At 58.4% G+C, this 22,270-nt stretch carries 29 protein-coding genes; 24 read left to right on the top strand and 5 right to left on the bottom strand.

The window, feature by feature from the left end:
- The first annotated feature begins 80 nt into the window (after positions 1–80).
- Genes C3B54_RS00825 through C3B54_RS00835 form a run of 3 tightly spaced genes read left to right on the top strand, consistent with a single transcriptional unit; the run spans position 81 to position 1,968 of the window.
- Positions 81–1,157, top strand: a complete 1,077-nt coding sequence (locus tag C3B54_RS00825) for a polysaccharide pyruvyl transferase family protein (protein WP_158665448.1) — start codon at positions 81–83, stop codon at positions 1,155–1,157.
- Positions 1,154–1,726 (top strand): hypothetical protein, encoded by a 573-nt coding sequence (locus C3B54_RS00830; RefSeq protein WP_104912823.1) that lies wholly within the window; start codon positions 1,154–1,156, stop codon positions 1,724–1,726. The genes C3B54_RS00825 and C3B54_RS00830 overlap by 4 nt, the downstream gene beginning before the upstream one ends.
- Positions 1,726–1,968 (top strand): hypothetical protein, encoded by a 243-nt coding sequence (locus tag C3B54_RS00835; RefSeq protein WP_158665449.1) that lies wholly within the window; start codon positions 1,726–1,728, stop codon positions 1,966–1,968. Before C3B54_RS00830 ends, C3B54_RS00835 begins: the two co-directional genes overlap by 1 nt.
- On the opposite strand, the gene purB is transcribed toward C3B54_RS00835, so the two are convergent.
- Positions 1,965–3,350: an adenylosuccinate lyase gene (purB, locus tag C3B54_RS00840; RefSeq protein ID WP_104912825.1), complete on the bottom strand. Its 1,386-nt coding sequence runs from the start codon at positions 3,348–3,350 to the stop codon at positions 1,965–1,967. The two genes, C3B54_RS00835 and purB, sit on opposite strands and share 4 nt — an antisense overlap.
- A gap of 132 nt (positions 3,351–3,482) precedes the next feature.
- Between purB and C3B54_RS00845 the strand changes: the two genes are divergently transcribed.
- From C3B54_RS00845 to C3B54_RS00860, 4 genes are all read left to right on the top strand, one after another.
- The gene (locus C3B54_RS00845; RefSeq protein WP_104912826.1) at positions 3,483–4,214 is read left to right on the top strand and encodes a response regulator transcription factor; all 732 of its coding nucleotides are present in this window, start codon (positions 3,483–3,485) and stop codon (positions 4,212–4,214) included.
- Positions 4,211–5,713 carry a sensor histidine kinase gene (locus C3B54_RS00850; RefSeq protein ID WP_104912827.1) on the top strand — a complete coding sequence of 501 codons (1,503 nt, stop codon included), beginning with the start codon at positions 4,211–4,213 and terminating at the stop codon, positions 5,711–5,713. Before C3B54_RS00845 ends, C3B54_RS00850 begins: the two co-directional genes overlap by 4 nt.
- 100 nt (positions 5,714–5,813) lie before the next feature.
- On the top strand, positions 5,814–6,086 hold the full coding sequence (locus tag C3B54_RS00855; RefSeq protein ID WP_104912828.1) for a hypothetical protein: 273 nt from the start codon (positions 5,814–5,816) through the stop codon (positions 6,084–6,086).
- A complete protein-coding gene (locus C3B54_RS00860; RefSeq protein WP_158665450.1) occupies positions 6,083–7,234 on the top strand; it encodes an alpha/beta hydrolase family protein in 1,152 nt (383 codons plus the stop codon). Before C3B54_RS00855 ends, C3B54_RS00860 begins: the two co-directional genes overlap by 4 nt.
- Here the strand turns inward: C3B54_RS00860 and C3B54_RS00865 are convergent.
- Complete coding sequence (locus tag C3B54_RS00865; protein ID WP_170006119.1) at positions 7,194–7,613, bottom strand: phage holin family protein; 420 nt, start codon at positions 7,611–7,613, stop codon at positions 7,194–7,196. The genes C3B54_RS00860 and C3B54_RS00865 overlap by 41 nt on opposite strands.
- A 132-nt stretch (positions 7,614–7,745) precedes the next feature.
- Here C3B54_RS00865 and C3B54_RS00870 point away from each other — a divergent pair, with 132 nt between their 5' ends.
- The 12 genes from C3B54_RS00870 to C3B54_RS00925 all read left to right on the top strand — a co-directional run bounded on the left by C3B54_RS00870 (position 7,746) and on the right by C3B54_RS00925 (position 16,576).
- Positions 7,746–8,870: a thiamine pyrophosphate-dependent enzyme gene (locus C3B54_RS00870; protein WP_104912830.1), complete on the top strand. Its 1,125-nt coding sequence runs from the start codon at positions 7,746–7,748 to the stop codon at positions 8,868–8,870.
- A gap of 8 nt (positions 8,871–8,878) precedes the next feature.
- Entirely contained in the window at positions 8,879–9,838 is a 960-nt protein-coding gene (locus C3B54_RS00875; protein WP_104914172.1) for an alpha-ketoacid dehydrogenase subunit beta, read from the top strand.
- 17 nt (positions 9,839–9,855) lie between these two features.
- Positions 9,856–11,187: a dihydrolipoamide acetyltransferase family protein gene (locus tag C3B54_RS00880; RefSeq protein WP_104912831.1), complete on the top strand. Its 1,332-nt coding sequence runs from the start codon at positions 9,856–9,858 to the stop codon at positions 11,185–11,187.
- Positions 11,188–11,229: 42 nt separating this feature from the next.
- The gene (locus C3B54_RS00885) at positions 11,230–12,291 is read left to right on the top strand and encodes a metal ABC transporter substrate-binding protein (protein WP_104912832.1); all 1,062 of its coding nucleotides are present in this window, start codon (positions 11,230–11,232) and stop codon (positions 12,289–12,291) included.
- A 4-nt stretch (positions 12,292–12,295) separates the two neighbouring features.
- On the top strand, positions 12,296–13,141 hold the full coding sequence (locus C3B54_RS00890) for a metal ABC transporter permease (RefSeq protein WP_104912833.1): 846 nt from the start codon (positions 12,296–12,298) through the stop codon (positions 13,139–13,141).
- Complete coding sequence (locus tag C3B54_RS00895; RefSeq protein ID WP_104912834.1) at positions 13,138–13,941, top strand: metal ABC transporter ATP-binding protein; 804 nt, start codon at positions 13,138–13,140, stop codon at positions 13,939–13,941. Before C3B54_RS00890 ends, C3B54_RS00895 begins: the two co-directional genes overlap by 4 nt.
- Complete coding sequence (locus C3B54_RS00900) at positions 13,938–14,330, top strand: Fur family transcriptional regulator (protein WP_104912835.1); 393 nt, start codon at positions 13,938–13,940, stop codon at positions 14,328–14,330. Before C3B54_RS00895 ends, C3B54_RS00900 begins: the two co-directional genes overlap by 4 nt.
- 155 nt (positions 14,331–14,485) lie before the next feature.
- Positions 14,486–14,722, top strand: a complete 237-nt coding sequence (gene rpmB, locus C3B54_RS00905) for a 50S ribosomal protein L28 (protein ID WP_104914173.1) — start codon at positions 14,486–14,488, stop codon at positions 14,720–14,722.
- Positions 14,722–14,889 carry a 50S ribosomal protein L33 gene (rpmG, locus tag C3B54_RS00910; RefSeq protein ID WP_104912836.1) on the top strand — a complete coding sequence of 56 codons (168 nt, stop codon included), beginning with the start codon at positions 14,722–14,724 and terminating at the stop codon, positions 14,887–14,889. Before rpmB ends, rpmG begins: the two co-directional genes overlap by 1 nt.
- Positions 14,890–14,892: 3 nt before the next feature.
- A complete protein-coding gene (gene rpsN, locus C3B54_RS00915; protein ID WP_104912837.1) occupies positions 14,893–15,198 on the top strand; it encodes a 30S ribosomal protein S14 in 306 nt (101 codons plus the stop codon).
- 64 nt (positions 15,199–15,262) lie between these two features.
- Positions 15,263–15,535, top strand: a complete 273-nt coding sequence (locus C3B54_RS00920; protein ID WP_104912838.1) for an HU family DNA-binding protein — start codon at positions 15,263–15,265, stop codon at positions 15,533–15,535.
- Positions 15,536–15,640: 105 nt separating this feature from the next.
- A complete protein-coding gene (locus tag C3B54_RS00925; RefSeq protein ID WP_104912839.1) occupies positions 15,641–16,576 on the top strand; it encodes a DMT family transporter in 936 nt (311 codons plus the stop codon).
- A gap of 61 nt (positions 16,577–16,637) precedes the next feature.
- Here C3B54_RS00925 and C3B54_RS00930 read toward each other — a convergent pair whose 3' ends face one another.
- Positions 16,638–17,006: a hypothetical protein gene (locus tag C3B54_RS00930; protein ID WP_104912840.1), complete on the bottom strand. Its 369-nt coding sequence runs from the start codon at positions 17,004–17,006 to the stop codon at positions 16,638–16,640.
- A gap of 105 nt (positions 17,007–17,111) precedes the next feature.
- On the opposite strand from C3B54_RS00930, the gene C3B54_RS00935 reads away from it, so the two are divergent.
- Both C3B54_RS00935 and C3B54_RS00940 read left to right on the top strand, forming a co-directional pair.
- Positions 17,112–17,651, top strand: coding sequence for a peptidylprolyl isomerase (locus C3B54_RS00935; protein ID WP_104912841.1), 540 nt, complete (start codon positions 17,112–17,114; stop codon positions 17,649–17,651).
- Positions 17,652–17,770: 119 nt separating this feature from the next.
- Positions 17,771–18,475, top strand: coding sequence for a rhomboid family intramembrane serine protease (locus tag C3B54_RS00940; protein WP_158665451.1), 705 nt, complete (start codon positions 17,771–17,773; stop codon positions 18,473–18,475).
- A gap of 94 nt (positions 18,476–18,569) precedes the next feature.
- Here C3B54_RS00940 and C3B54_RS00945 read toward each other — a convergent pair whose 3' ends face one another.
- Positions 18,570–18,803, bottom strand: a complete 234-nt coding sequence (locus C3B54_RS00945) for a cell division protein CrgA (protein ID WP_104914174.1) — start codon at positions 18,801–18,803, stop codon at positions 18,570–18,572.
- A 54-nt stretch (positions 18,804–18,857) separates the two neighbouring features.
- Here C3B54_RS00945 and C3B54_RS00950 point away from each other — a divergent pair, with 54 nt between their 5' ends.
- From C3B54_RS00950 to C3B54_RS00955, 3 genes are read left to right on the top strand one after another with little or no spacing between them, the layout of a single operon-like run.
- Positions 18,858–19,634: a class E sortase gene (locus tag C3B54_RS00950; RefSeq protein WP_158665452.1), complete on the top strand. Its 777-nt coding sequence runs from the start codon at positions 18,858–18,860 to the stop codon at positions 19,632–19,634.
- Complete coding sequence (locus tag C3B54_RS08795) at positions 19,634–19,789, top strand: hypothetical protein (protein WP_170006121.1); 156 nt, start codon at positions 19,634–19,636, stop codon at positions 19,787–19,789. The genes C3B54_RS00950 and C3B54_RS08795 overlap by 1 nt, the downstream gene beginning before the upstream one ends.
- Before the next feature lies 1 nt (position 19,790).
- Positions 19,791–20,435 carry an anthranilate synthase component II gene (locus C3B54_RS00955; RefSeq protein WP_104912844.1) on the top strand — a complete coding sequence of 215 codons (645 nt, stop codon included), beginning with the start codon at positions 19,791–19,793 and terminating at the stop codon, positions 20,433–20,435.
- Positions 20,436–20,450: 15 nt separating this feature from the next.
- On the opposite strand, the gene pknB is transcribed toward C3B54_RS00955, so the two are convergent.
- Entirely contained in the window at positions 20,451–22,229 is a 1,779-nt protein-coding gene (gene pknB, locus C3B54_RS00960) for a Stk1 family PASTA domain-containing Ser/Thr kinase (protein ID WP_158665453.1), read from the bottom strand.
- Positions 22,230–22,270: the final 41 nt, after the last annotated feature.

Below are 22,270 nucleotides of genomic sequence, written 5' to 3' on the forward strand. Positions count from 1 at the left end.
TGGTGGCCTGGTGGGTCTCACCGAAGAAGCCCCCACACACACTGAAAAAAGAATTACCCAGCACCGAGAGAGGACACGTCGTGGCGCAACACCGAGGCACCATTGTGGTGTTAAACGACACGGCAGCAATCCCCCACTACGGCTGCAAGGTCGTGATGATGCGCATCGTGGATGTTGTCGCCGCTGCCGGCTTCGACGTGAAAACGGTGTCGGTGTATTCCACCTGGCGGGTCCACACCAAACTGATTGATCAGGCGGCAGCGGTAATCGTTAATGGCGAGGGAACCCTGCACCATTCAGCTCAGCGGGCCCAAGCGCTGGTCGCTGTTGCGCCTTACTGCAAAGAACGCGGCATTCCGGTCTTCCTCATTAATTCTGTGTGGCAGGACAACAACTCCGAGATGGCCCATCAGGCGGAAGATTTTCTGTTGCGTTTTGTGCGCGAGTCGCGCAGTGAGGCACAGTTTGTTGCCGCGGGCCTCACAGCAAAGACCGTTCCGGACTTGACACTTGGGTGGGATTACCGCTCAGCCACACCGTTACCGGAGCGCTCCGGTCGGGTGTATACCGACGCTGTGGGGATGCCGGCCACCGATTTGCTCTACCGCTTATTCCGTGAAGATCCCGGTTCTCGTTACGTGACGATGACGCCACCGCGGGGACACCGCGGTGACTATTCTGATCAAGACTTTGAGCGCCTCGCTGCTCCATTCAATGACACATTCCCCATCACGCTGCGCCTTCGTCTGCGCCAAATCTTTAAGAGAGCGCTGCTCATTCGGGGGAAAACTAAGAATGCGGTGCGCCGCATGAGGGGACACTTGGAGATGGTTCCCCTGGACGGCTTCATGGGGGCTTTGGAGTCTGCCGAGCTGGTCGTGACGGGTCGTTTCCATGGAGTGTGCTTGTGTCTGCTGACGGGCACTCCTTTCCTCGCGTTGACATCCAATAGCCACAAAGTCGAGGGAATGCTCGAAGACGCTGGCCTCTCCCACAGAATTGTTCGCCCCGCAGATGCCCGGGCGGTCCTCGCGCACCCGCCCGAATGGTCCGAAGAGGACGCGAAAAAAGCGAAAGCGTTTGTGCAGAAGGCCCGCCGGGGCCAAAAGGCCATGTTTGACAAGATCTTGGCGATGGCGAAAACCGAATCCTCGTGAGTGGAGCTCTAGACCCGGTAAAGGTCTCCATCCGGTTAGATGTCGCCAGCGCGGCAGTGGCGGCAGTGTTGGCCGTCGTGAGTATTTTTAACCGCATCGAAGATGCCCAGGTGGGCCTTGTCGTGTGGGGCGGGTTTTTGGTGATTTTGGGTGTAGCCCACACCAGTGTTCTGATCGCCTCAGGCCGACCCACCGGGTGGTGGAGCTGGTGGGTGGGCCACAGTCTCACCGCGGTACTCATCGGCATCTTCACACTGTGGTTTGTGCCCACCGGGTCGGTGGCGCTACTGACCTGGTCAATTGTGGTGTGGGCTGTAGTCGCTGGTGGGGCGAGTGTCGTTCAAGGTTTTCGCCAACAACGTGCGCAGGCGATTCGCAGTGACTGGATCACTGTCGGGGTCGGAACACTCTTTTTTGGCCTGTTGGTGTTGATTGTTCCACCCGAGGTGTACTGGTTGCTCGGTCTCGCGGGTGTGTGGGCGGCGATGTTGACTGTCTTTGTGGTGATTGCCGCACTCAGCGCACGCCCTGGCGCAAACGACCAGAATAGGTCCGGGGAGGATAACTAGTGGGGACTAACAATGCCCGCCGCCTGATGGCGCCGGTGGAGTTCGTGGCAATCGCGGGAGTGTTGGCGCTGTTTGCCGGCTTGACCGTATTGATGGTCACGAGAGATGTGGTGACGGCGTTTATTGCATCCGGAATCACTTTTGTTGCCGTGATTATGGTGATTGCGATGCTGTTGCTGGCGGTCACTCCCAACAACACCCCTGAGGGTGAAAAAGATAAGCCCGATTCGGGCAACGACTAGTCCTCTAAGTAGTCCACGAGGGAATCGGCCAGTCCCACATACGTGTGGGGGGTGAGCGCGAGAAGTCGGGTTTTCGCGCCAGCGCTGATATCCAGTGACTCAATGAAGGCGTGAAATGTCTCAGGGGTCACCCTCACCCCGCGGGTGAGGCCTTTGACCACGTCGTAGGGGTCATCAATCTGCGAGTGTCCTTGAACGATTTCCGCACGAATGACGCTCTGGATTGCTTCGGCAAGAACTTCGTGGTTTGCCTCTAAGTCAGCTGCCATCGTGTCGGCGTCGATGTCCACTTCGCCTAAGCCACGCAAGATGTTTTTCCAGGCGACCATCTGGTGGCCGAGAGCCATTCCGATGGTGCGTTGCATGCTCGAATCGGTCAGGTCGCGCTGCAGCCTTGAGGTCGAGAGGGTTTGGGCAAGCGTGTCGAAGAGCCCGCTCGCCACTTCGAGGTTTGCTTCGGCGTTTTCAAAACGGATGGGGTTGATTTTGTGGGGCATGGTGGACGAGCCAGTTGTTCCGGCGACCGGGATTTGTCGCAGGTAGCCCATGGAGATGTAGCTCCAAATGTCCGTGCACAGGTTGTGGGCGACGCGGCCGGATTGCTGCAGGGCTTGAAAAAGTTCTACTTGCCCGTCGTGTGGCTCGATTTGGGTAGTTAGGGGGTTCCACGTCAACCCCAAACCTTCGACGAAGGACTGGGAGATCGCGGGCCAGTTGGCCTGTGGCCACGCCGCTTCGTGGGCTGAGTAGGTGCCGGTTGCCCCATTAAATTTGCCGGGGAAGTGGCGCGCCTCCACCCGGGCAAGTTGTCCGGCCAGTCGGTGCGCGAACACCGCAATTTCTTTCCCAAAAGTGGTGGGTGTCGCGGGCTGGCCGTGGGTTTTTGCGAGCATGGGAACACTCCGCCACGCGCGAGCTAAGCGAACCAATTCTTTGTGGACCTGTTGTGCGGCGGGAAGCCACACCGTGTGCACACTGCGCTTCACCATCAGTGCATAGGAGAGGTTGTTGATGTCTTCACTGGTGGCGGCAAAGTGGGTCAGTTCTTGAAGATGGCCAAGCCCCAACGCGACGAGCTTTTCACGAAGGTAATACTCGACAGCTTTGACGTCGTGTTGGGTGGTGTCTTCGATGGCTTTCAGGACAGCACCCTCGGCCGAGTCGAATTGGTTCACTAGGGCGCGAAGCGACTCCTTGGTTTTAGCCTCCAGCGCGGAAGCATCACCGACGCCGTGATCGGTGAGGGTGATGAACCATGCGATTTCGACTTCGAGCCGGGTGCGGTTCAGGGCGTGCTCGCTGAAGACGTCAGCAAGGTCGGCGACTAGGTGGGAGTAGCGACCATCGAGCGGCGACAGGGGTGAAATGAGAGAAGATGACACTGCGAAACCCCCAGAAGTTGTGGCCGGGTTTCCATTCTGGCGTATCGGCTGCCGGGCGGCCCAACCCGACTCCCTCGCGAGTCATAGAAAATTCATAGACTTTATACAGAAAAGGCGAGTGAACTGTGACCCATGAACGCTGAAGACCACGCCGCTGCCTCAACAAGCTCCGCCCCCAGTATCCGAGTGCTCGTTGTCGATGATGAAGAACCCTTAGCCGACCTGGTTGCTATGGCCCTTCGTCACGAAGGCTGGGTCGCCTCGGTGGCCTATACGGCGAAAGACGCCCTCCGGCTTCACCATGAAAACCCCCACGACATTGCCGTGTTGGACATCATGCTTCCCGACGGTGACGGTTTATCGCTGATGAAACAGTTGCGCGAGAGCGATTCCCAGCTCCCGGTGTTGTTTCTCACCGCGAAAGACGCCGTTGATGACCGCGTCCAAGGCCTCACACTGGGAGGCGACGACTATGTCACCAAACCTTTCAGTTTGGAAGAACTTGTCGCAAGGCTCCGAGGAATTTTGCGGCGGGTGGGTCAAGAGACCACAGATGACGCCCACATTGTCCGGGTGGGAGATTTGAGTTTGAACGAAGACAGTTACGAGGTCTATCGCGGTGATACTCCCATCGAGTTGACGTCGACCGAATTTGAACTCCTGCGCTATTTAATGAACAACCCCCGCCGGGTCCTCTCCAAAGCCCACATCCTGGATCGGGTGTGGAGCTACGACTTTGGTGGCAAGCCGAGCATTGTCGAAATTTACATTTCCTACCTTCGTAAAAAAATTGACACCCTGGGCCCACCCCTCATCCACACCGTTCGCGGTGTGGGTTACATGATTAAAGCCGCCGATTCGTGAGCGGAAGCAACCCCACCAAGGCGGCTGAAACCCGCAGTGGCCCACCAAAAGATTTCCGCAGACGCCTCGTCTTTGGGGGCCTTTCGCTGATTCTTCTGGCCGGCATCCTCATCGGGTTTGCCAGCACAGCGATGGTTGTGAGGCAACTACTGACCGATCTTGATCGTGAGCTCATTTCGACGGCGAACCGTGTCGCGGCCTCACTCGAGCAAGACTCCGCCTTGTTTCCTGGTCCGCGTTCGCGACTTGAGCGACCAGGCTTCACTGTGGGGACCGTGATTGCGGTGGTCGGTCCTGAGCAAGCCCAAGGCGCTGTCATCGATTCGGAGGGTGTCCTGCGCGCAATCGAGCCCTTGGCTTTGCGCCAACTCGTGGGAGAAGAGTTCACCCCGGGTGAGCCTTCAACATATTTTCTCGGTGGCGTTGTTCGTGAAACGAGACTTGTCGCCGTCGAGAGTGCCGGTGAGACGGACCTCGTTGTGGGCTTACAAATGACCAACATTAGAAAAACGATTGCCCAACTGCAGGGCGCCATTTTTGTGATCACTGCGCTGGTGATTGGGATTGCCGCGCTGTTGGGAATGTGGGCTTTGCGCGTGGGGCTGAGGCCGCTTGATCGGATGCGACAAACCGCGCTCGAGGTTGCTGGCCAGCCGTTGGACCGTGGCCACGTCGACCTCAACCAACGGGTGCCGGCGGATCTGGCCAGGCCCGATCGAGAAATCGGCCAACTGGGCGTGGCACTTAATCAGATGTTGGACCACGTCGATGGTGCTCTGAAAGCGAGAGAACACTCCGAAAATGCTCTTCGCCAGTTTGTGTCTGATGCCAGTCACGAATTGCGCACACCGCTCGCGTCAATTAGGGGGTATTCAGAAATCACCCTCCGTCACGCGAAGGACCTTCCCGAAGATGTGGGTAGCTCGCTGCAGCGAATCGAATCCGAATCGATTCGGATGACGGGATTGGTCGAAGACCTTCTCTTGTTGGCCCGCCTTGATGAAGGGGCCAGCTTCCCGAAAGAAGCACTGGACCTCTCCCTCGTAGCGGGGGATGTGGTGAGTGATGCGATTGCGAGAGCTCCCGGTCACCACTGGGAGCTGGACTCTCCCGACTACCCCGTAATGGTGTGGGCGAATAAGAACCAACTCTTCCAAGTACTCACCAATCTTGTCCAAAACGCCAGGGTCCACACCCCGGAGGGCACGACCGTCAAAGTCTCACTAGAGGTGGGCGATGAGCACGCCGTGGTCGATGTCATTGATGATGGCCCGGGGATTGAACCGGACATGATCGGTCAGCTTTTTGAGCGCTTCAGGCGCGGTGATTTTGGACGCTCGAGAAAAACCGGAAGCACCGGTTTGGGCCTCGCCATTGTGAAGACCATTACCGACGCCTGTGGCGGTTCAGTCGATGTCTGGTCAGAACCAGGGCGCACCCAATTTCGTGTTCAACTCCCCCTCTTTCGTGGGGATCTGGAGGGACACCACGGGGACTGACTTTTGTCCACCGCGTCGCCCACCGCCTTGGTTTGCCCAGAGTGACTCATGACGGCCCGCCGCAACTGGTGTCACCCGGAAAGTAGCCCCGGGGGTTGCTGTGGACGAAGCCGATATCGAGCGAGTTCTTGAGAGTGTGAACCGAGCCCGGGAACAGGTGGGCAGAGCGGTGGTCGACGCGCGCAACCTTCCTGAGACCCCCCACTGGCGGGGGTCGTCACACACTCTTGCCGCATCGCAGCAAGACAGTCTTCTGCTGGAGCTACAGGCCCTGCAACAAGAATTTGGGGAACTGTCCTATCGATGTCAACAAGACCTTCAGCGCCTTCGAAGACACCGTGATCAGGAGGGCCTGGCGGGAGGTGCGTGGTGAGTACTTTGGTAATTACCTCCCCAGGCGGCCACCAGGTGGCCACCGAAGAAATCTTGGTGGTCAGTCAAGGCCTGGACTCGATCGGTTCCGTGTTGGCCGATGTCGAGCAAATCGTCAATCACCCGGGGTCGTCGTATCGGCCTGACGGCTACCAGGTGACGAGGGCCCGACTGTCGTGCGCCGTCGATGATGTGTCGTGGTTGCGCAGATCACTTGTCGCCTACACCCAACAGGTTGCTGAGCAGGAGCGTTGGCGCACCACCCTGTGGGATTCGACCCGCGACCATTTTGGTCGCGCACTGGTCTGGTCACTGCTTGGTCAAGCCGGTGTGCGAGGCGGTGCGCCTGGTGCCACCCTCGATGACGCGGCACAGGCGCTACGCAGTCTCGATCAGCCCTACCATCCGGTGGTATCGACCTGGGAAGTGGACCGCCAAGAGGGGGTGGGGATTTCTCGGGGAGTAGCTGAGCGGATTGCCCGAATTCCTGAAGGCTCCAACCCGGTGCGCATTGAGCGCTACACAATTGCCGATGGTTCTTCCCACGCGGAAGTGTTCGTATCGGGAACAAGGACGTGGAGTCTTGAGGAGAACACTGACCCTTTTGACATGCGCTCCAACCTGGCGTTGGTGGCGGGGGCTCCCGCAGCAGCCACCATGGTGACGGAGCGGGCGATGCGCCAGGCGGGGGTGAAACCAGGCGATCGGGTGGTCTTTGTGGGACATTCGCAGGGCGGAGCAGTCGCGGCAACCTTGGCCGAATCGGGACGCTATGACACCAAGGGCTTGATCACTATTGGGGCGCCGGTTGGATCCCAACCCGCCGGCGGTGATTACCCGGCGCTTCGCATTCAACACCGCGACGACCTGGTCGTCGATTTGGCGGGTCAGCCACTCGCCGGCGGGCACACTGTGGTGGAAACTGACAGTGGTGCAGTGACGGGCGATGTGGCCGGTGCTCATTCCCGTGACCGTTATTTTCAGACGGCTACCCGAATTGACCAGTCCGAGGCGGAGCTGTTGTCCCAGTGGGCTGACGATTTACCCGCTGCAGCACGAGGCCAGGCTCGTTGGTTTGAAGCCCGTCAAGACCTCAGCCTTCAAGAGCTCAGCGGCGGCGAAGCAGCGGGCGAAAAAACAACCCAATAATCCAACTGGTGATGCTCAATACCAGCGCGCCAAGAACTCCCGTCCACAGGTCGTCGACAAAGAGTCCAAAACCAATCCACTGGGAAAACTGGTGGACGATCAACAGCATGAGCCCGTTGACCAGCAGGGCGATCAGTCCGAGGGTGAGTATGTAGAGGGGGAAAGCGACAATTCTGATGGTGTTGCCCACGATGGCATTAATGACACCAAACACCATGGCGACCAGCAGGTAGGTGAGAGCCGTCTCCATACTCGGGGCGCCAATAAAGATTTCCGTTTCGGATTCAGAGTAGGAAGTCATCTCTAAGCCGGGAACGGCCCAGACGGCAACTCCCAACGCGAGCGCTGTGACGAGGGTGCGCATGACAAATCTCAACATCCCTCCACTATGCCCTCCCTGCGGTCATTGACCAAAAGGATGCCCCTTGTGTGGCTAAGCCATGGAGAAAAAAGCATTCGATTGTGTCTGGTCTACGAGAACGACACCACAGCCCGCGGTTAGGCTAGGCGCATGCCTCTCTCGAAGGACACCCTTTCCCTCCTCGCCCCTGATGGCAGTGTGGTGCAGGGTGAGGCCCACGATCGCTACTGGCACGTCATCGACGCGTTGGACGAACAAACACTCCAGTTGATGTATTCGACCATGGCCATCACCCGCGCGTTGGACTATGAAGCAGGGACGCTTCAACGCCAAGGTCAAATGGCGCTGTGGGTGCCGGCTATCGGCCAGGAGGCCTGCCAGGTCGGTTCTGCTCTGGCCAGTAAACCTCAAGACAGCATTTTTCCCGCCTACCGGGAACATTCGGTGGCGCGGCTGCGTGGGGTATCGATGCTACAAATCATTCGCATGCTTCGCGGGGTCACACACGGAGGCTGGGACCCGGAAACGCACAACAATTTCCGCCTCTATACATTGGTGATTGGTTCTCACACCCTCCACGCCACCGGCTACGCGATGGGCATCTCGCTGGACGGAGATGTTGCCACCGGTGACCCCTCCCGCGATGAAGCCACCATGGTGTATTTCGGTGACGGGGCTACCAGCCAGGGCGATACCCACGAGGCAATGGTTTTTGCTCAGAGCTACCAGGCGCCTGTGCTGTTTTTCTTGCAAAACAACCACTGGGCCATTTCCACTCCGGTTCGAGTCCAGTCGCGAACACCGTTGTTCCACCGCGCTGCGGGTTATGGCTTGCCGAGCAAGCAAATTGACGGCAATGACGTGTTGATCAGTTACGCCGTGACCCAGCAGATGCTCGATGATGCTCGATCAGGTGCGGGTCCGCAATTTATTGAAGCGCTGACTTACCGAATTGGCGCTCACACCACCAGTGATGACCCGACGAAGTATCGCGACGACGACGAGTTAGCATTTTGGACCGCCCGCGACCCAATCGCCCGTTTTCGCGCCTATTTGGAGGGCAAAGGCACCCCCGGGTCATTTTTCACCGAGGTCGACCAGCAGGCAGCTGACGAGGTCAGCGACCTGCGAAAAGACGTGTTGGCGCTCGAGCCACCACCGAGCACAAACATTTTCGCCCACGTGTATTCGGGTGAGCATAAACCCCTCGAGGCTCAGGCGGCGTGGTTGGAAGAATTCGAAGGTTCGTTTGTGCAGAAGGGTGATGGCCAGTGAATCTGACAATGGCTAAAGCCTTAAACGACGGGTTGCGCCGGGCGATGAGCTCCGATGATTCTGTCTTAGTCCTGGGTGAAGAAGTAGGGCAACTGGGCGGTGTGTTCCGTATCACCGAGGGCCTCCTGGGGGAGTTTGGCCCACAGCGCGTGTTTGACACTCCTCTGGCCGAGTCGGGCATTATCGGCACCGCCATTGGCCTGGCCATGCGCGGCTATGTGCCAATTTGTGAAATCCAGTTTGACGGCTTTGTCTACCCGGGTTTCGACCAAATCACCTCGCAGCTTGCGAAGTTGACGTCGCGCTATGAGGGCACGCTTTCGATGCCGGTGATTATCCGTATTCCCTATGGGGGTCACATTGGCGCGGTGGAGCACCACCAAGAAAGCCCGGAAGCGTATTTTGCTCACACCCCGGGGCTTCGAGTGGTCAGTCCAGCAACGCCCCATGACGCCTACTGGATGATTCAAGAGGTGGCCAGCCAACCCGATCCGGTGATTTTCTTGGAACCGAAAAGTCGCTATTGGCACAAGGGTGAAGTCAATACCGATGATCCAGGGGTGGCGCTGCACGACGCGGTAGTCGTCAGGCCCGGTTCCGATGTGACCCTGATTGGTCACGGTGCAATGGTGACTACGTTGATGCAGGTTGCCGAGGTCGCCGAAGGCGAGGGAACCAGTGCGGAAGTCATTGACCTTCGAAGCCTCTCGCCTATTGACTGGGACGTGTTGGTCCGCTCCGCTCAGTCCACCGGTCGTGTCGTGGTCGCCCAGGAGGCTCCCGGTTTTGTGAGTGTGGGTAGTGAAATTGCTGCGACTTTGACCGAGCGGGCGTTTTATTCTTTGGAAGCACCGGTAATTCGGGTTTCTGGTTTTGATGCGCCTTTCCCACCGGCTCAACTCGAGTCGGTGTACCTGCCAAGCGTTGACCGCCTACTTGATGCGGTTGACCGGGCAATGGCGTACTAGATCTGTGGAGGTGTGACATGGCGCTGGTTTCTTACCCATTACCCGATGTTGGGGAGGGTCTCACCGAGGCCGAAATTGTCTCCTGGAAGGTGGCTCCCGGTGACCAGGTGAGCTTGAACCAGGTGGTCTGCGAGATTGAGACGGCCAAAAGCCTCGTCGAGTTGCCGTCACCTTTTGAAGGAACCGTCGAGGCGGTATTGGCGAAGGAGGGTGACACGGTTGCTGTGGGGGCAACAATTCTCACTATTCGGGATGCCTCTCCGGATGCTCCTGCTCCGGATCCGGTGGTCGCCGAGGTGAGTGAGGCCGTGAGCGACGTGGAATCCACGGTCGCTCACGATGAAGGCTCCGCTGAGCCGAAAAACTTGGTGGGTTATGGGGCGGCGTCCGATGAGAAGCCGACCCGCACCCGACGCTATGTCTCGGGAGAGAAACTGGCAGAGGCTGGTGCGGGGAAGTCTGAGGCGAGGGCACCCATTCAGGACAGTGTTCCGGTGCTGGCGAAACCTCCGGTGCGAAAACTCGCAAAGGAGCTCGAGGTGGACCTTGCTGAGGTGAGCCCGAGCGGTGTCGGTGGTGAGATTCTTCGAGAAGATGTCACACGTCACGCCGACCAGGCCAAAGTGTTTCGCAACCTGGATACCCCTGGTTGGCCAAGCGAGCGTGAAGAGCGGATTCCCGTCAAGGGCGTTCGTAAGGCCATTGCCAATGCGATGGTCACCAGTATGTTCAGTGCGCCGCACGTGTCAGTGTTTGTCGACGTCGACGCCACTCGCACCATGGAGTTTGTCAAGCGCCTGAAGGCGTCCCACGAGTTCGCGGGTATTCGTATTTCGCCGCTGCTGATCATGGTGAAGGCCATGATTTGGGCGGTTCAGCGAAACCCTTCCGTGAACAGCACCTGGACCGATGAAGAGATCATCGTCCACCACTTTGTGAATATGGGCATTGCTGCCGCGACACCCAGGGGTTTGATTGTGCCCAACATCAAGGACGCTCACACCATGAGTTTGCGCGAGCTTGCTGCAGCCCTGGAGGCTTTGACGACCAAAGCCCGCGAGGGGAAAGCCACTGCGGAAGATATGGCGCAGGGGACCATCACGATTACCAACCTGGGGTCGTTTGGGGTGGATACGGGAACGCCGATTCTCAATCCCGGTGAGGTGTCGATTGTGGCGCTGGGGACGATTAAACCTAAGCCGTGGGTGGTTGATGGTGAGGTGCTGCCGCGGATGGTCACCACAGTCGCGGCCAGTTTCGACCATCGAGTGGTCGATGGCGATGTGGCGAGCCGTTTTGTCGCGGATGTGGCCAGTGTGATGGAGGAGCCCGCCCTCCTCCTCGATTAGCCTTATTGACAATGATTCTCAATATCGTGTAACGTCACGGTTATGAAAACATCAACCCTTATTGCTTTGGCCGCAGTATCGGCACTCTCTCTCGCGGGTTGCACCGCAGAAGAAGGCCCAGCCGCCAACGAAAACACCGAGACAGAAACGGCGCCTAGCGCATCGCCCGAGACCACTACCCTCTCAGTGACCACCACTGTGCTGGGCAGCGTCGTCGAACAGATGGTGGCCTGTGTGGATGACCCCGCCTACCAGGTGGAAGTGTTAATGCCACTGGGCGTTGACCCCCACGACTACCAGCCCTCCTCTGCACAACTGGCGACCATTGCCCAATCTGGAGTAGTCATCGCCAACGGCTTGACCCTCGAAGAAAGCCTCGTGGGCCCGCTGGAAGAACTCGAAGCAGAAGGGGGTGTCGTCTACCGGTTAGCGGAAATGGCCGACCCTCTGCCGTTTGCGGAGGACGATCACGCTGAGGACGAGCATGACAGTCACGACGATCACGCTGAAGATGAGCACAGCGAAGAAAACCATGCAGAAGAAGAAGGCGCAGACGCGCATGATGGTCACGACCACGGTGAATTTGACCCACACTTCTGGCTCGACATGGAACGGGTGGCGCAAGCCACTGAACTACTCGGTGGCGAACTCCAGGCCACCGTGGGGGCAACCTTTGAGCAGTGCGGAGTGGAAGTGGCCCAATCCATTCGAGATGCTGAAGCAGAAGTGATTGACACCCTGTCGGTCATCGCCGAGGAGGACCGTGTCCTGGTGACCGACCACGAAGTGATGGGTTACTTCGCTGAGCGTTACAACTTCGACATCGCCGGCGTACTCATTGAAGGGGGCAGCACACTTGCCGAGCCAAGCTCGCAAGAACTGGCCGCCCTGATCTCAGAAATCGAAGCCCGAGGGCTCACCACACTGTTTGGTAACTACCACGTGCCCTCCGATCTGCTGGACTCCATTGCCGCGGAAAGCGGCGACGTCCAAGTAGTGCCCCTCTACCTGGGCAGTATCGGGGAGCCAGAGAGCGAATTTGGCACCTACCAGGACATGATGCGAGCGAATGCTCGCGCAATGGCCAACGCCCTGGGAAGCTAGGGGTGTGGATTGGCTGTTAGAACCCTTTAGCTTCGGCTTTCAGCAGCGCGCCCTCATCGGGGGCGCGCTTGCTGCGTTGATGGCCTCCACGGTCGGAACCTGGCTGGTCCTGCGAGGGATGAGTTTCTTTGGGGACGCTTTCGTGCACGGTGTTGTTCCCGGTGTGGCGGCGGCGTTCGTGTTGGGCCAAAGCCCACTACTGGGTGCGGCGCTCGCGGCCATCGTGATGGTGGTCGCCATCGAATGGGTTCAGCGGCGCACCCCACTGGGTGTTGATACGTCTATTGGTTTGTTGTTTGTCGGAATGCTGGCACTCGGTGTGGTGATCCTGTCGAGACTCGATTCCTATGCCGGCTCTCTCACCAGCATCCTCTTCGGTGACGCCCTGGGCGTCTCCTGGTCGGACATCACTGGACAACTCGTGTTGTTGGCGATTGTGCTGATTGTGTCTCTTCTGTTGTACCGGCCGCTGGTGGTCTTGAGTGTGAATCGAGACAAAGCGCACTTACTCGGACTCCACCCTCGAACCACACACGCAATCCTGCTGGCCCTCATCGCATTAGCCATCATCGGTAGTTACCAGTCGGTGGGAACACTTCTGGTCCTTGGCTTGCTCATTGGACCACCCGCTGTGGCCAGCCTCCTCGTGCGCACCATTCCCCGGCTCATGGTCGTGGCGGCGCTGATTGGTGTCGGATCCGTATGGCTTGGGCTGACGCTCAGCTTCTACTTGGGTACTGCTGGTTCCGCCACCATGGCACTCATCCCCGTTGTCCTGTTTTTCCTCGTGATGGGGGTTCGCGAACTGATGGGTCTGATCAGAACCCCCCGGGTGGAGGCCAGCGTATGAACGCGATTGTCGCCACAGACATTCGGATAGTCCGCGAGGGCACTGTTGTTGTCGAACCCTCCAGCTTCAGTATTGCCCCAGCGTCCACAGTGGCCATCATTGGCCCCAACGGAAGTGGAAAGTCGAGCATCCTCCACGCCATCACCGGCCTTCTCGAAGTGGACCAGGGGGAGCTACAGGTCCTCGGCAAGAAACCTGAAGAAGCGCTATCGGATGTGGCATATGTGCTGCAGCACATGCCCATCACACCAGGAATTCCGATGACTGTTCGTGAAGTGGTGCGGATGGGACGGTTTGCGACCCTGGGGGCGCTTGGACGATTGCGAGCCAAAGATAAGAAGCGTGTGTTGGAAGCAATGGAACAACTCGACATTGTCGATCTCGCCAACCGCAGTATCCACCAACTCTCCGGTGGTCAGCGTCAACGCGTGTTTGTGGCCCAAGCGCTCGCCCAAGACCACAGTATGTTGTTGCTCGATGAGCCACTCACGGGCATGGATGTTCCCTCGGCAAAAGTGATTGATCAAATCATTCACGACGAACCAGAACAGGGTTGCACGGTGATTTACACCACCCACGATCTTGAGGAAGCCCGCTCTGCCGACCAAGTCTTACTGATGGCCGGAAGAGTAGTGGCCAGTGGCACCCCCGAAGAAGTACTCACCGCGGAGCACCTCGCCGAGGCGTACGGCCTCGGTGCCCTACATCCCGAACATGGAGTGGGCAACAACGTGTTAGATGTCATCCACGACGACCCTGCCGATGGCCAGGAAGTATTCAACCGACGGAAAATGCCGTGAAACGTCGAACCAAACAACGCGATGAAGTCCGGGAGTTACTCGACCGGACGCCAGGCTTTGCCAGCGCACAAGACCTGCACCAGGCGCTGCGAGATTCTGGGTCAGCAATCGGCCTTGCCACTGTCTACCGGGCGCTGACCGCGCTGGCTGATGAGGGAGTTGCTGACTCGCTGACTCGAGAGGGTGAGACCGTCTACCGGGCCTGTCGTCCCGGCCACCACCACCATTTGGTGTGCCGCCGCTGCGGAGCCACCACAGAGATTTCTGCTGAGCCAGTCGAAGAGTGGGCTTCAGGGGTGGCCAAGGCGCATGGCTACTTCGAACCGGAACACGTCGTCGACGTTTTTGGCCTCTGCCCTGACTGTCACAACGCCTCGACTGGTAATTGACCCTCCAACCCCCTACACTCAAAGGGTTGAGCGGTTTTCCGCCCATCTTGTGCGTTCGCTCACAGACCCTCGAGAAATCGATTCTTTGAGCTGCGTGCCGACAAGTGATCTTGGGTGAGGCCCTTTCGTCTCACGGTAATCAACAGGAGGAAACCATGGCAGCAGTCTGCCAAGTAACAGGTGCGAAGCCAGGCTTTGGCCACAACATTTCGCACTCACACCGTCGGACGAAGCGACGCTTCGACCCGAACATCCAAAAGAAGACGTACTTTGTGCCCTCTTTGAAGCGCAGTGTCACCCTGACACTCTCCGCAAAGGGCATCAAAGTGATTGACGCGAGAGGCATCGACGCCGTTGTGCGCCAGCTTCTCGATCAGGGGGTGAAGCTCTAATGGCTAAGGCACAAGATGTTCGACCGATCATCAAAATGAAGTCGACAGCTGGCACCGGCTACACCTATGTCACCCGGAAGAACCGCCGGAATGACCCCGACCGTTTGGTGCTGAAGAAATACGACCCAGTCGTGCGTCAGCACGTGGAATTCCGCGAGGAGCGATAACCGATGGCGAAAAAGTCAAAGATTGCCAAGAACGAACAGCGCAAGGTCATTGTCGAGCGCTACGCCGAAAAGCGTCTCGAGCTGAAGAAGGCTTTGGTCGACCCGAAGGGTACCGACGAGTCACGCGAAGCAGCCCGCAAAGGCCTCCAGAAGCTGCCACGCGATGCGTCCCCCATTCGGGTGCGCAGCCGCGACGCAATCGATGGTCGTCCGCGTGGTGTGCTCACCAAATACGGCATTTCTCGTGTGAGATTCCGCAATATGGCACACCGTGGCGAATTACCGGGCATCACGAAGTCCAGCTGGTAGCTTTCTAACGGCTCGGTGATACCGGGTTTAGCTCGCTCACAAAGTCCGAGGAGGACCAGACCAAATGAATCGCTCAGAGCTCGTTGCTGCTGTTGCAGCTGAGACCGGCCACACTCAGGCCGCTGTGAACGGTGTACTCGACGCAATGTTCACTGTTGTTACCGGTGAACTGAAGAAGGGCACCAAAGTTACTATCCCCGGTTGGATCGCTTTCGAGCGCACCCACCGTGCAGCTCGCACCGGACGCAACCCCCAGACGGGTGCGACCATTCAGATCGCTGCAGCAAACAGTGTGAAGGTGTCGGCTGGATCGAAGTTGAAGGCTTCCGTCAAGTAGCCCACAGACACCTCATAAGGGGGCGAGTCCATGTCGGACTCGCCCCCTTTGTGTTCCCCCCCATAGTGGTCAAAATGGGGCGTTGAGGGGTACTAGCATGGCCTGATGTCTGCACGGGGTTTCGTCTACTTCCTCATCACGGGAATCATTTGGGGAACGCCTTATTTCTTCATCGCGCTCGCCATTGAGTCCTTCTCCACGCCCAGCATTGTGTGGATTCGAGTGACCATTGGAGCCCTCGTGTTGCTGCCGATTGCGTTGGCGCGAGGTGCCTTACGTCCCGCCCTGAAAGCGTGGCCTTTTGTGTTGGCTTTTGCCGCCATCGAAATGGTGGGTCCCTGGGCATTGATTACTGAAGCGGAACGCTCGGTGTCCTCGAGCTTGGCCGGGCTACTAATTACCACCGTGCCGTTCATCGCGGCTTTCATTATCGGGTTGTTGGGTGATCGCTCAGCGTGGCACCCCATGACTGTTCTTGGCCTCGTGCTGGGTTTCTCTGGGGTTGTGGCCTTGGTCGGCATTGACGCTTTCTCGGGCCGGATTGCCCTGCTGCCGGTGCTGATGCTCTTAGGAGCGGCAACCGGCTACGCCGTTGCTCCGATCATTGCGGATCGAAAACTGCACGACGTCCCCACCCTCGGTGTGATCACTCTGTCGATGATGATGGTTTCCGCGGTGTATGCAATTCCGGCAGCGTTGAACCTTCCCGGCGAGATTGCCGCAGGGCCACCCCCCAACGCGCTTGTCGCTGTGTCATACCTCGGCGTTGTGGCTTCGGCCTTGGGCTTTATCTTCTTTTTTCAACTCATTAAAGAGGTCGGTCCGGGCCGTTCCACGCTCATCGTTTACGTGAATGTGGTGGTCGCCATACTCCTCGGAGTGGTGTTCTTAAATGAGCCACTCACTCCCGGATTCCTTGTCGGGTTTCCCCTTGTCGTGTTGGGAAGTTTCCTCGCGTCGCAACGCAGAGGCGTATACGTCAAGAAGCGGGACCGCTTGAAGGAGCCGACGGGTGAAATTGGACTTCCAATGCACCCCTAACGAGGCGTATTTCCCGACCTCGGTAAATCAGATCACCGGGGCGAGAGCCCTCAGTGGGGAACTACGCGTCGTCTGATTCGACCCACAAATCTTCATCAGCACGCAGAGTGCTCCAAATCGCATAACCCACGACGGCAACGGTGGCTGCACCAATGGCCATTAAGGCGAAGGCGCCCGCACCCATCTTTGGCGCCGGTTCCGATTGGGGCTTGTGTTTGCGCAGTTTCTCCAGGGCAGGCTTCACGGCGTGCTGTACGGAGCTTTTTGCGTGCGGGTAAAGCTCGCCACGTCCAATATCGCTGGCTTGACGCCCAGCCTCACGCAACACTTCTGTTGCCCGCGATAGCAGGTCGCGCTGTTTTTGCCAGAGCTCAGCGGCGTCATCGCTCAGACGGCCGAGTTCACGCTCTCGTTTTCTTGAAAGTTCCATGGGACCACTCCCTCCAGTGGAATTGCCCTCATTCTGGCAGAAAACCTTGGGAGGCTTCTTGGTAACTCCCAACGCGCACAGCCACTGGCCTGGCAGACTAGGGGAATGACATTGCATACTCACCTCGCGACCCTGCACACTAACCACGGCGACATTCGGCTCGGCCTCTTCGAAAACCATGCCCCGAAAACCGTGAAGAACTTCGTCGGCCTGGCCACTGGCGACATCAGCTGGACCCATCCGACCACCGGTGAGTCGGTCTCTGAGCCCCTGTACACCGACGTGATTTTCCACCGCGTCATTCCTGGGTTCATGATTCAAGGTGGAGACCCGCTTGGCACGGGAACCGGTGGTCCGGGTTACCAGTTTGACGATGAAATTCATCCGGAGTTGAGCTTCAACGAATCGTTCCTCCTCGCCATGGCCAATGCTGGCAAACGCGGCGGCCAGGGTACCAATGGGTCGCAGTTTTTCATCACCACCGCAGCCACTCCGTGGTTGCAGGGAAACCACACCATCTTTGGGGTTGTCCTTGATGAGGAATCCCAAGGTGTGGTGAAAGCGATTGAAGCCACACCCACAGGTGCGAACGACCGTCCGGTGGACGACGTCATCATTCATCGGGTCAGTATTTCTGACGCCTAGTGACTGTGGAAGGGTCGTCGCCTGACGATTATTGTTACCGCCACCCCAAAAGGGTGAGCTATGTGCTGTGTCAGCGCTGCGCACGAACTATTTGTGGTGACTGTCAGATTGCGGCCCCCGTGGGCGTGCACTGCCCGGAGTGCCAGGCCGAAGCAAAAGCGCGCCAACCCCAATCGGTGCGCCGGGCTGGTCGTAGCGGGAGGTGGGCTGACGCGCCCGTCACCTATTCACTGTTGGCCACGATTGTGGTGGTGTATCTGGCTCAGTTGTTGAGCGGCGGCATCGTCACAAACTTGGCGTTGTATTTCCCGCCTCTCACCCCGGATCAGCCGTGGCGGATGCTCACGGCATTATTTGTTCACTCAGAGCGGTCCTTTTTCCACATTCTCTTTAACGGGTATTCGTTGTGGGTATTGGGGACCCTCCTCGAGAGGTTGTTGGGCTCAGGGCGCTTCGCACTGCTGTTTATGATTTCCGGACTGGGCGGCTCAGTGGCTGTCTTGTGGCTGGGGTATGGCCAAGCAGTGATTGGCGCCTCCGGCGCCATTTTTGGTCTTTTTGGGGCGTTGTTGGTCCTCCAGCAAAGCTTCGGGGTATCGAACCCTCAGTTGCTGATTGTGTTGGGTCTCAACTTGGTCTTGGGCTTCATCGTGCCGGGGGTGTCCTGGCAGGCGCACATCGGTGGTCTGCTCGTGGGCTTAGCTATCGCCTGGGGCCTCGTGAAAGCGCGCGACGGTGAAATTCCTGGCGGAATTCCTGGTGTTTTCGGGGCGACAACGGGCGCCCTGGTACTGCTGACTGCGGCCCGCTTCGTTCTGCTCTAAGCCGCCGATCTTGCGCCCGGTGTGGGGTTATCCACAACCCCGTCAACAGTGGGGAGAAACTACATGGGTGTAACTAAAGCCACTTGCGTTATTGTTAGCGCCAGCGGGTCGTCATCAAGAAGCCGGCAAACATAATTCCAAAGCCGACCGCGATATTCCAGGCCCCAATTTGGGGGATGGGCCACCCGGTTCCCGCGATGTAGTAGACCAAAATCCACACCAGGCCGACCAACATCAGGCCAAACATCACCGGTTTGAACCACGGTGGGTTGTTGTCATCTTCTTCGGAAACACTCACGGAAGTACGCCCGCGCCCTTGATCAGCCATGCCCACGAGTGTACTCGAGGGTGACACCGGGTGGGGGCTCTTAGAATGAAGCTGATGAACTCCAACACTTCCACGGACGCTGCGACTCGCAACGCCCCCTACTCCTGGTTGGGTATCGCAGGCGAGGCGAGCCTCACTCTGGGGGTCGTGGGCTTATTGTTTTTTGCCTGGTACCTGGGAGTGAACGACTGGATTCAAGGCTCCAACCAAAGCCGCTCAGCATCAGAGGTCGCCTCGCAGTGGGATAGCGACACCGATGACATGTTTGGAAAAGCTCGCGGCGAATCAGATGGCACCCTCGCCCCAGTCGAGCCGCCCGTGGTTGGTGAGACTGCCGAGGGCGACGCCTTTGCGGTGTTATATGTGCCGCGCTTTGGAGAAAACTACGCACGAACGATTGCTGAGGGTGTCGATCTCGCCACCGTATTAAATAGCCACGAACTGGGGGTCGGGCGTTACCCCCAGACAGCACAGTTCGGAGAACTGGGCAATGTCGGAATTGCCGGACACCGCACCACCTATGGCGCGTCGTTTAGTGACATCGGTGAGCTGAGAGTGGGCGACCACCTTTACGTTGAAGTTGAAGAGGGTTGGTATAGCTACCAATTTAGAAACCTCGAATACGTCTGGCCCACCCAAGTGGAAGTGCTCGCCCCCATTCCACACCAGCCAGAGGCCCAACCCACTGAGCGTCTGCTCACCCTCACCAGCTGCCACCCCCGTTTTTCTGAAGCGGAGCGAATCATCGCCTACGCCGTGTTCGACGCGTGGTACCCACGCTCTAGTGGCCCACCCGCAGAAATCGCCCCAATCGCCACCGAGGTCACCTGATGTATCGGGCGTTATGGAGTGTTCTACCGGGGCCACGGTGGGCCAAAACCCTGCAATCGGTCATACTCGGCATCGCGGTAGTGGCGCTGCTATTCTTCGTGGTCTTTCCTTTTGTGGCTGATACTTTCCTTGTTGAAGAATCGACGGTGGGGTGACATGGTTCATATTCTCGTTGTCGACAACTACGACAGCTTTGTCTACACACTCAATGGCTACCTCCATCAGTTGGGCGCCACGACTGATGTGATCAGAAACGACTCGGTCACAGTGGACGAACTGCCGGAACTCATCGCCCGCTACGACGGGGTGCTGCTCTCACCCGGCCCAGGGACTCCCGCAGATGCGGGAATATCTATTCCCGTGGTTCACGAGGCAATCCGAGCCCACAAGCCACTTCTGGGTGTGTGTTTAGGCCACCAGGCAATTGCGGAAGCCCTCGGAGCGCGGGTCGAACACGCCGAAGAGCTCATGCACGGTAAAACCTCCCAGGTCCGCCACGACGGTAGCGCGCTCTTCGAGGGAGTACCCGAATCGTTCCGGGCGACCAGGTATCACAGCCTCGCTGTTGTCGACGGGACAGTCCCGGAACAACTCAACGTGACCGCCGCCACCCAGGGTGGGGTCATCATGGGTCTGTGCCACAAGCAGGAACCCGTCTTTGGGGTTCAATTCCACCCCGAATCGGTCGTGACCGAGGGGGGATACCAAATGCTTGGGAACTGGTTGGAACAGACAGGGCTGGCAGGAGCAGCGAGTACCGCAAAAACCTTAAGCCCGAGGGTCACGGCCCCGAAAGCTTAGGGTCACCGTCCGGCTTTAGCCGTCACCCTCTTCAGGGACGAACGGGTTTGTCGGGTCAAAACCTGCACAGTAGGTCAAGGTAATTTCTGAGCGCTGTGGGTGCTCACCGGGGGTGAGCGACTGTGCTTGGACCGTTTGTCCCAGACAGGTGGGGTCGGGTTCAAGGCGAACGGTCAACTGAATATCTGGGCCACTCAGGAGAGGGTTTGCCTCACCGACAGTGATTCCCCGCACATCAGGAACCTGCACTAAACCGTTCGAGACCACCAGAGTGATGGGGTCTGAGGGGTTCAGCATGACCCCCGCTTCGGGCAGGGTGGCCAATACAGTGCCCTCTGGAATATTGGGGGAATAGTCGGTGCGGTCTTCGGTGAGACCCAGACCCAACTCGGTCACCCGGGCTCGTGCGTCTTCAGAAGTTTGGTTCACCAGGTCGGGTAAACGAATTTGGTCTGCTCCTGCCGAGACATACACGCGAACACGCTCACCAGGAGCGACGCGAATTCCTGTCCCGGGTTCGGTGCGAATCACCAAACCTTCCTCAAATTCGCCGCTGACTTCTTCAATGACGCTCGGCGTGAGACCCAACGACTCAATGGTGCTCACCGCGACCACTTGGCTTTGGCCTCGAAGGTCCGGAACCATCGGAGCAGTCGCCGTCGACACTGTCGTGGGGTTTAGCGTAAACAGCCACACCACGATGGCAATCAGCATCGAAATGGCGATGACTGAACCCAGTGCGATGGCTAACCGCGGCACACTGGCCTGTTGAACATTCTGACCTGCGGGGAGCGTGAAATCCACGGCGGGTTCAGCGCGTGACTGCCAGGTGGCCTGAGGGATGCTCGATGTCACAACGGGCGGCTCAGTATCGCTCGCGGCAGGTGCCCACTGCGTCTGTTCAGCCTCTTGGGTTCCCGGCTCGGGAAGGGCCAGAAGGGCTTTTCGCACCTCGGTTGCGGAGGAGAAACGATGAGCTGGCTCTTTTTCTAACAGCTTGTGCACGATGGCTGCCGTGCCTTTGCTTACGGAAGGGTTTTGCAATCCAAGGGGCGCCGGCTCATCGTTGATGTGCTGAAAGGCGACCGCGACAGGTGAATCACCCTCGAATGGTGGCCGACCGGCGAGCATTTCGTAGAGAACGACACCGAGGGCGTAGAGGTCACTGCGTTCTGTGGCGTCTTGGCCGCGGGCTTGCTCCGGTGAGAGATACATTGCTGTGCCCAAGATCGACGAGGTTTCTCCACCGTTAGCCACCGTGTCGGCAATCGCCCGGGCGATTCCAAAATCCATGACCTTTACACCACCGTTGGTGGTGATCATGACGTTGGCAGGTTTGATGTCGCGGTGAACAATGCCAGCCTGGTGGGACACTTCAAGCGCGTTCAGCATCCCGTCGGCGATGCCTAATGCCGCAGCTTCGTCGATAATTCCGCGGTGAATGATGTCGCCCAACAGGCGACCCTGCACAAACTCCATCACGATGTAGGGCGTTGTGGACCCGGTCGGGTTTCCGACATCGTCGGTGTCGCCTTCGTCCCCCGCATCGAAAACGCGCACCACAGTGGGGTGGGCCATTTTCGACACGGCCATCGCTTCACGGCGGAACCTTTCCCTGGCGTTCGCGTCAGTGGAAAGCGTTGATTTCAAGACTTTGATGGCCACATCTCTGGCCAGACGTGCATCCCGACCCTTGTAGACATCGGCCATACCACCGCGACCGACAATGTTGTGGACCTCGTAGCGGCCACCGAGCAGTCGGCCAGTCCATGGCCCCTTCTGGTGGTTGCTCACTATTGGTTCACTCCTCGACGTGCCGGGCTGGTCAACATGCC

Origin of the sequence: Pontimonas salivibrio, assembly GCF_002950575.1 — a bacterium.
Classification (GTDB): Bacteria; Actinomycetota; Actinomycetes; order Actinomycetales; family Microbacteriaceae; genus Pontimonas; species Pontimonas salivibrio.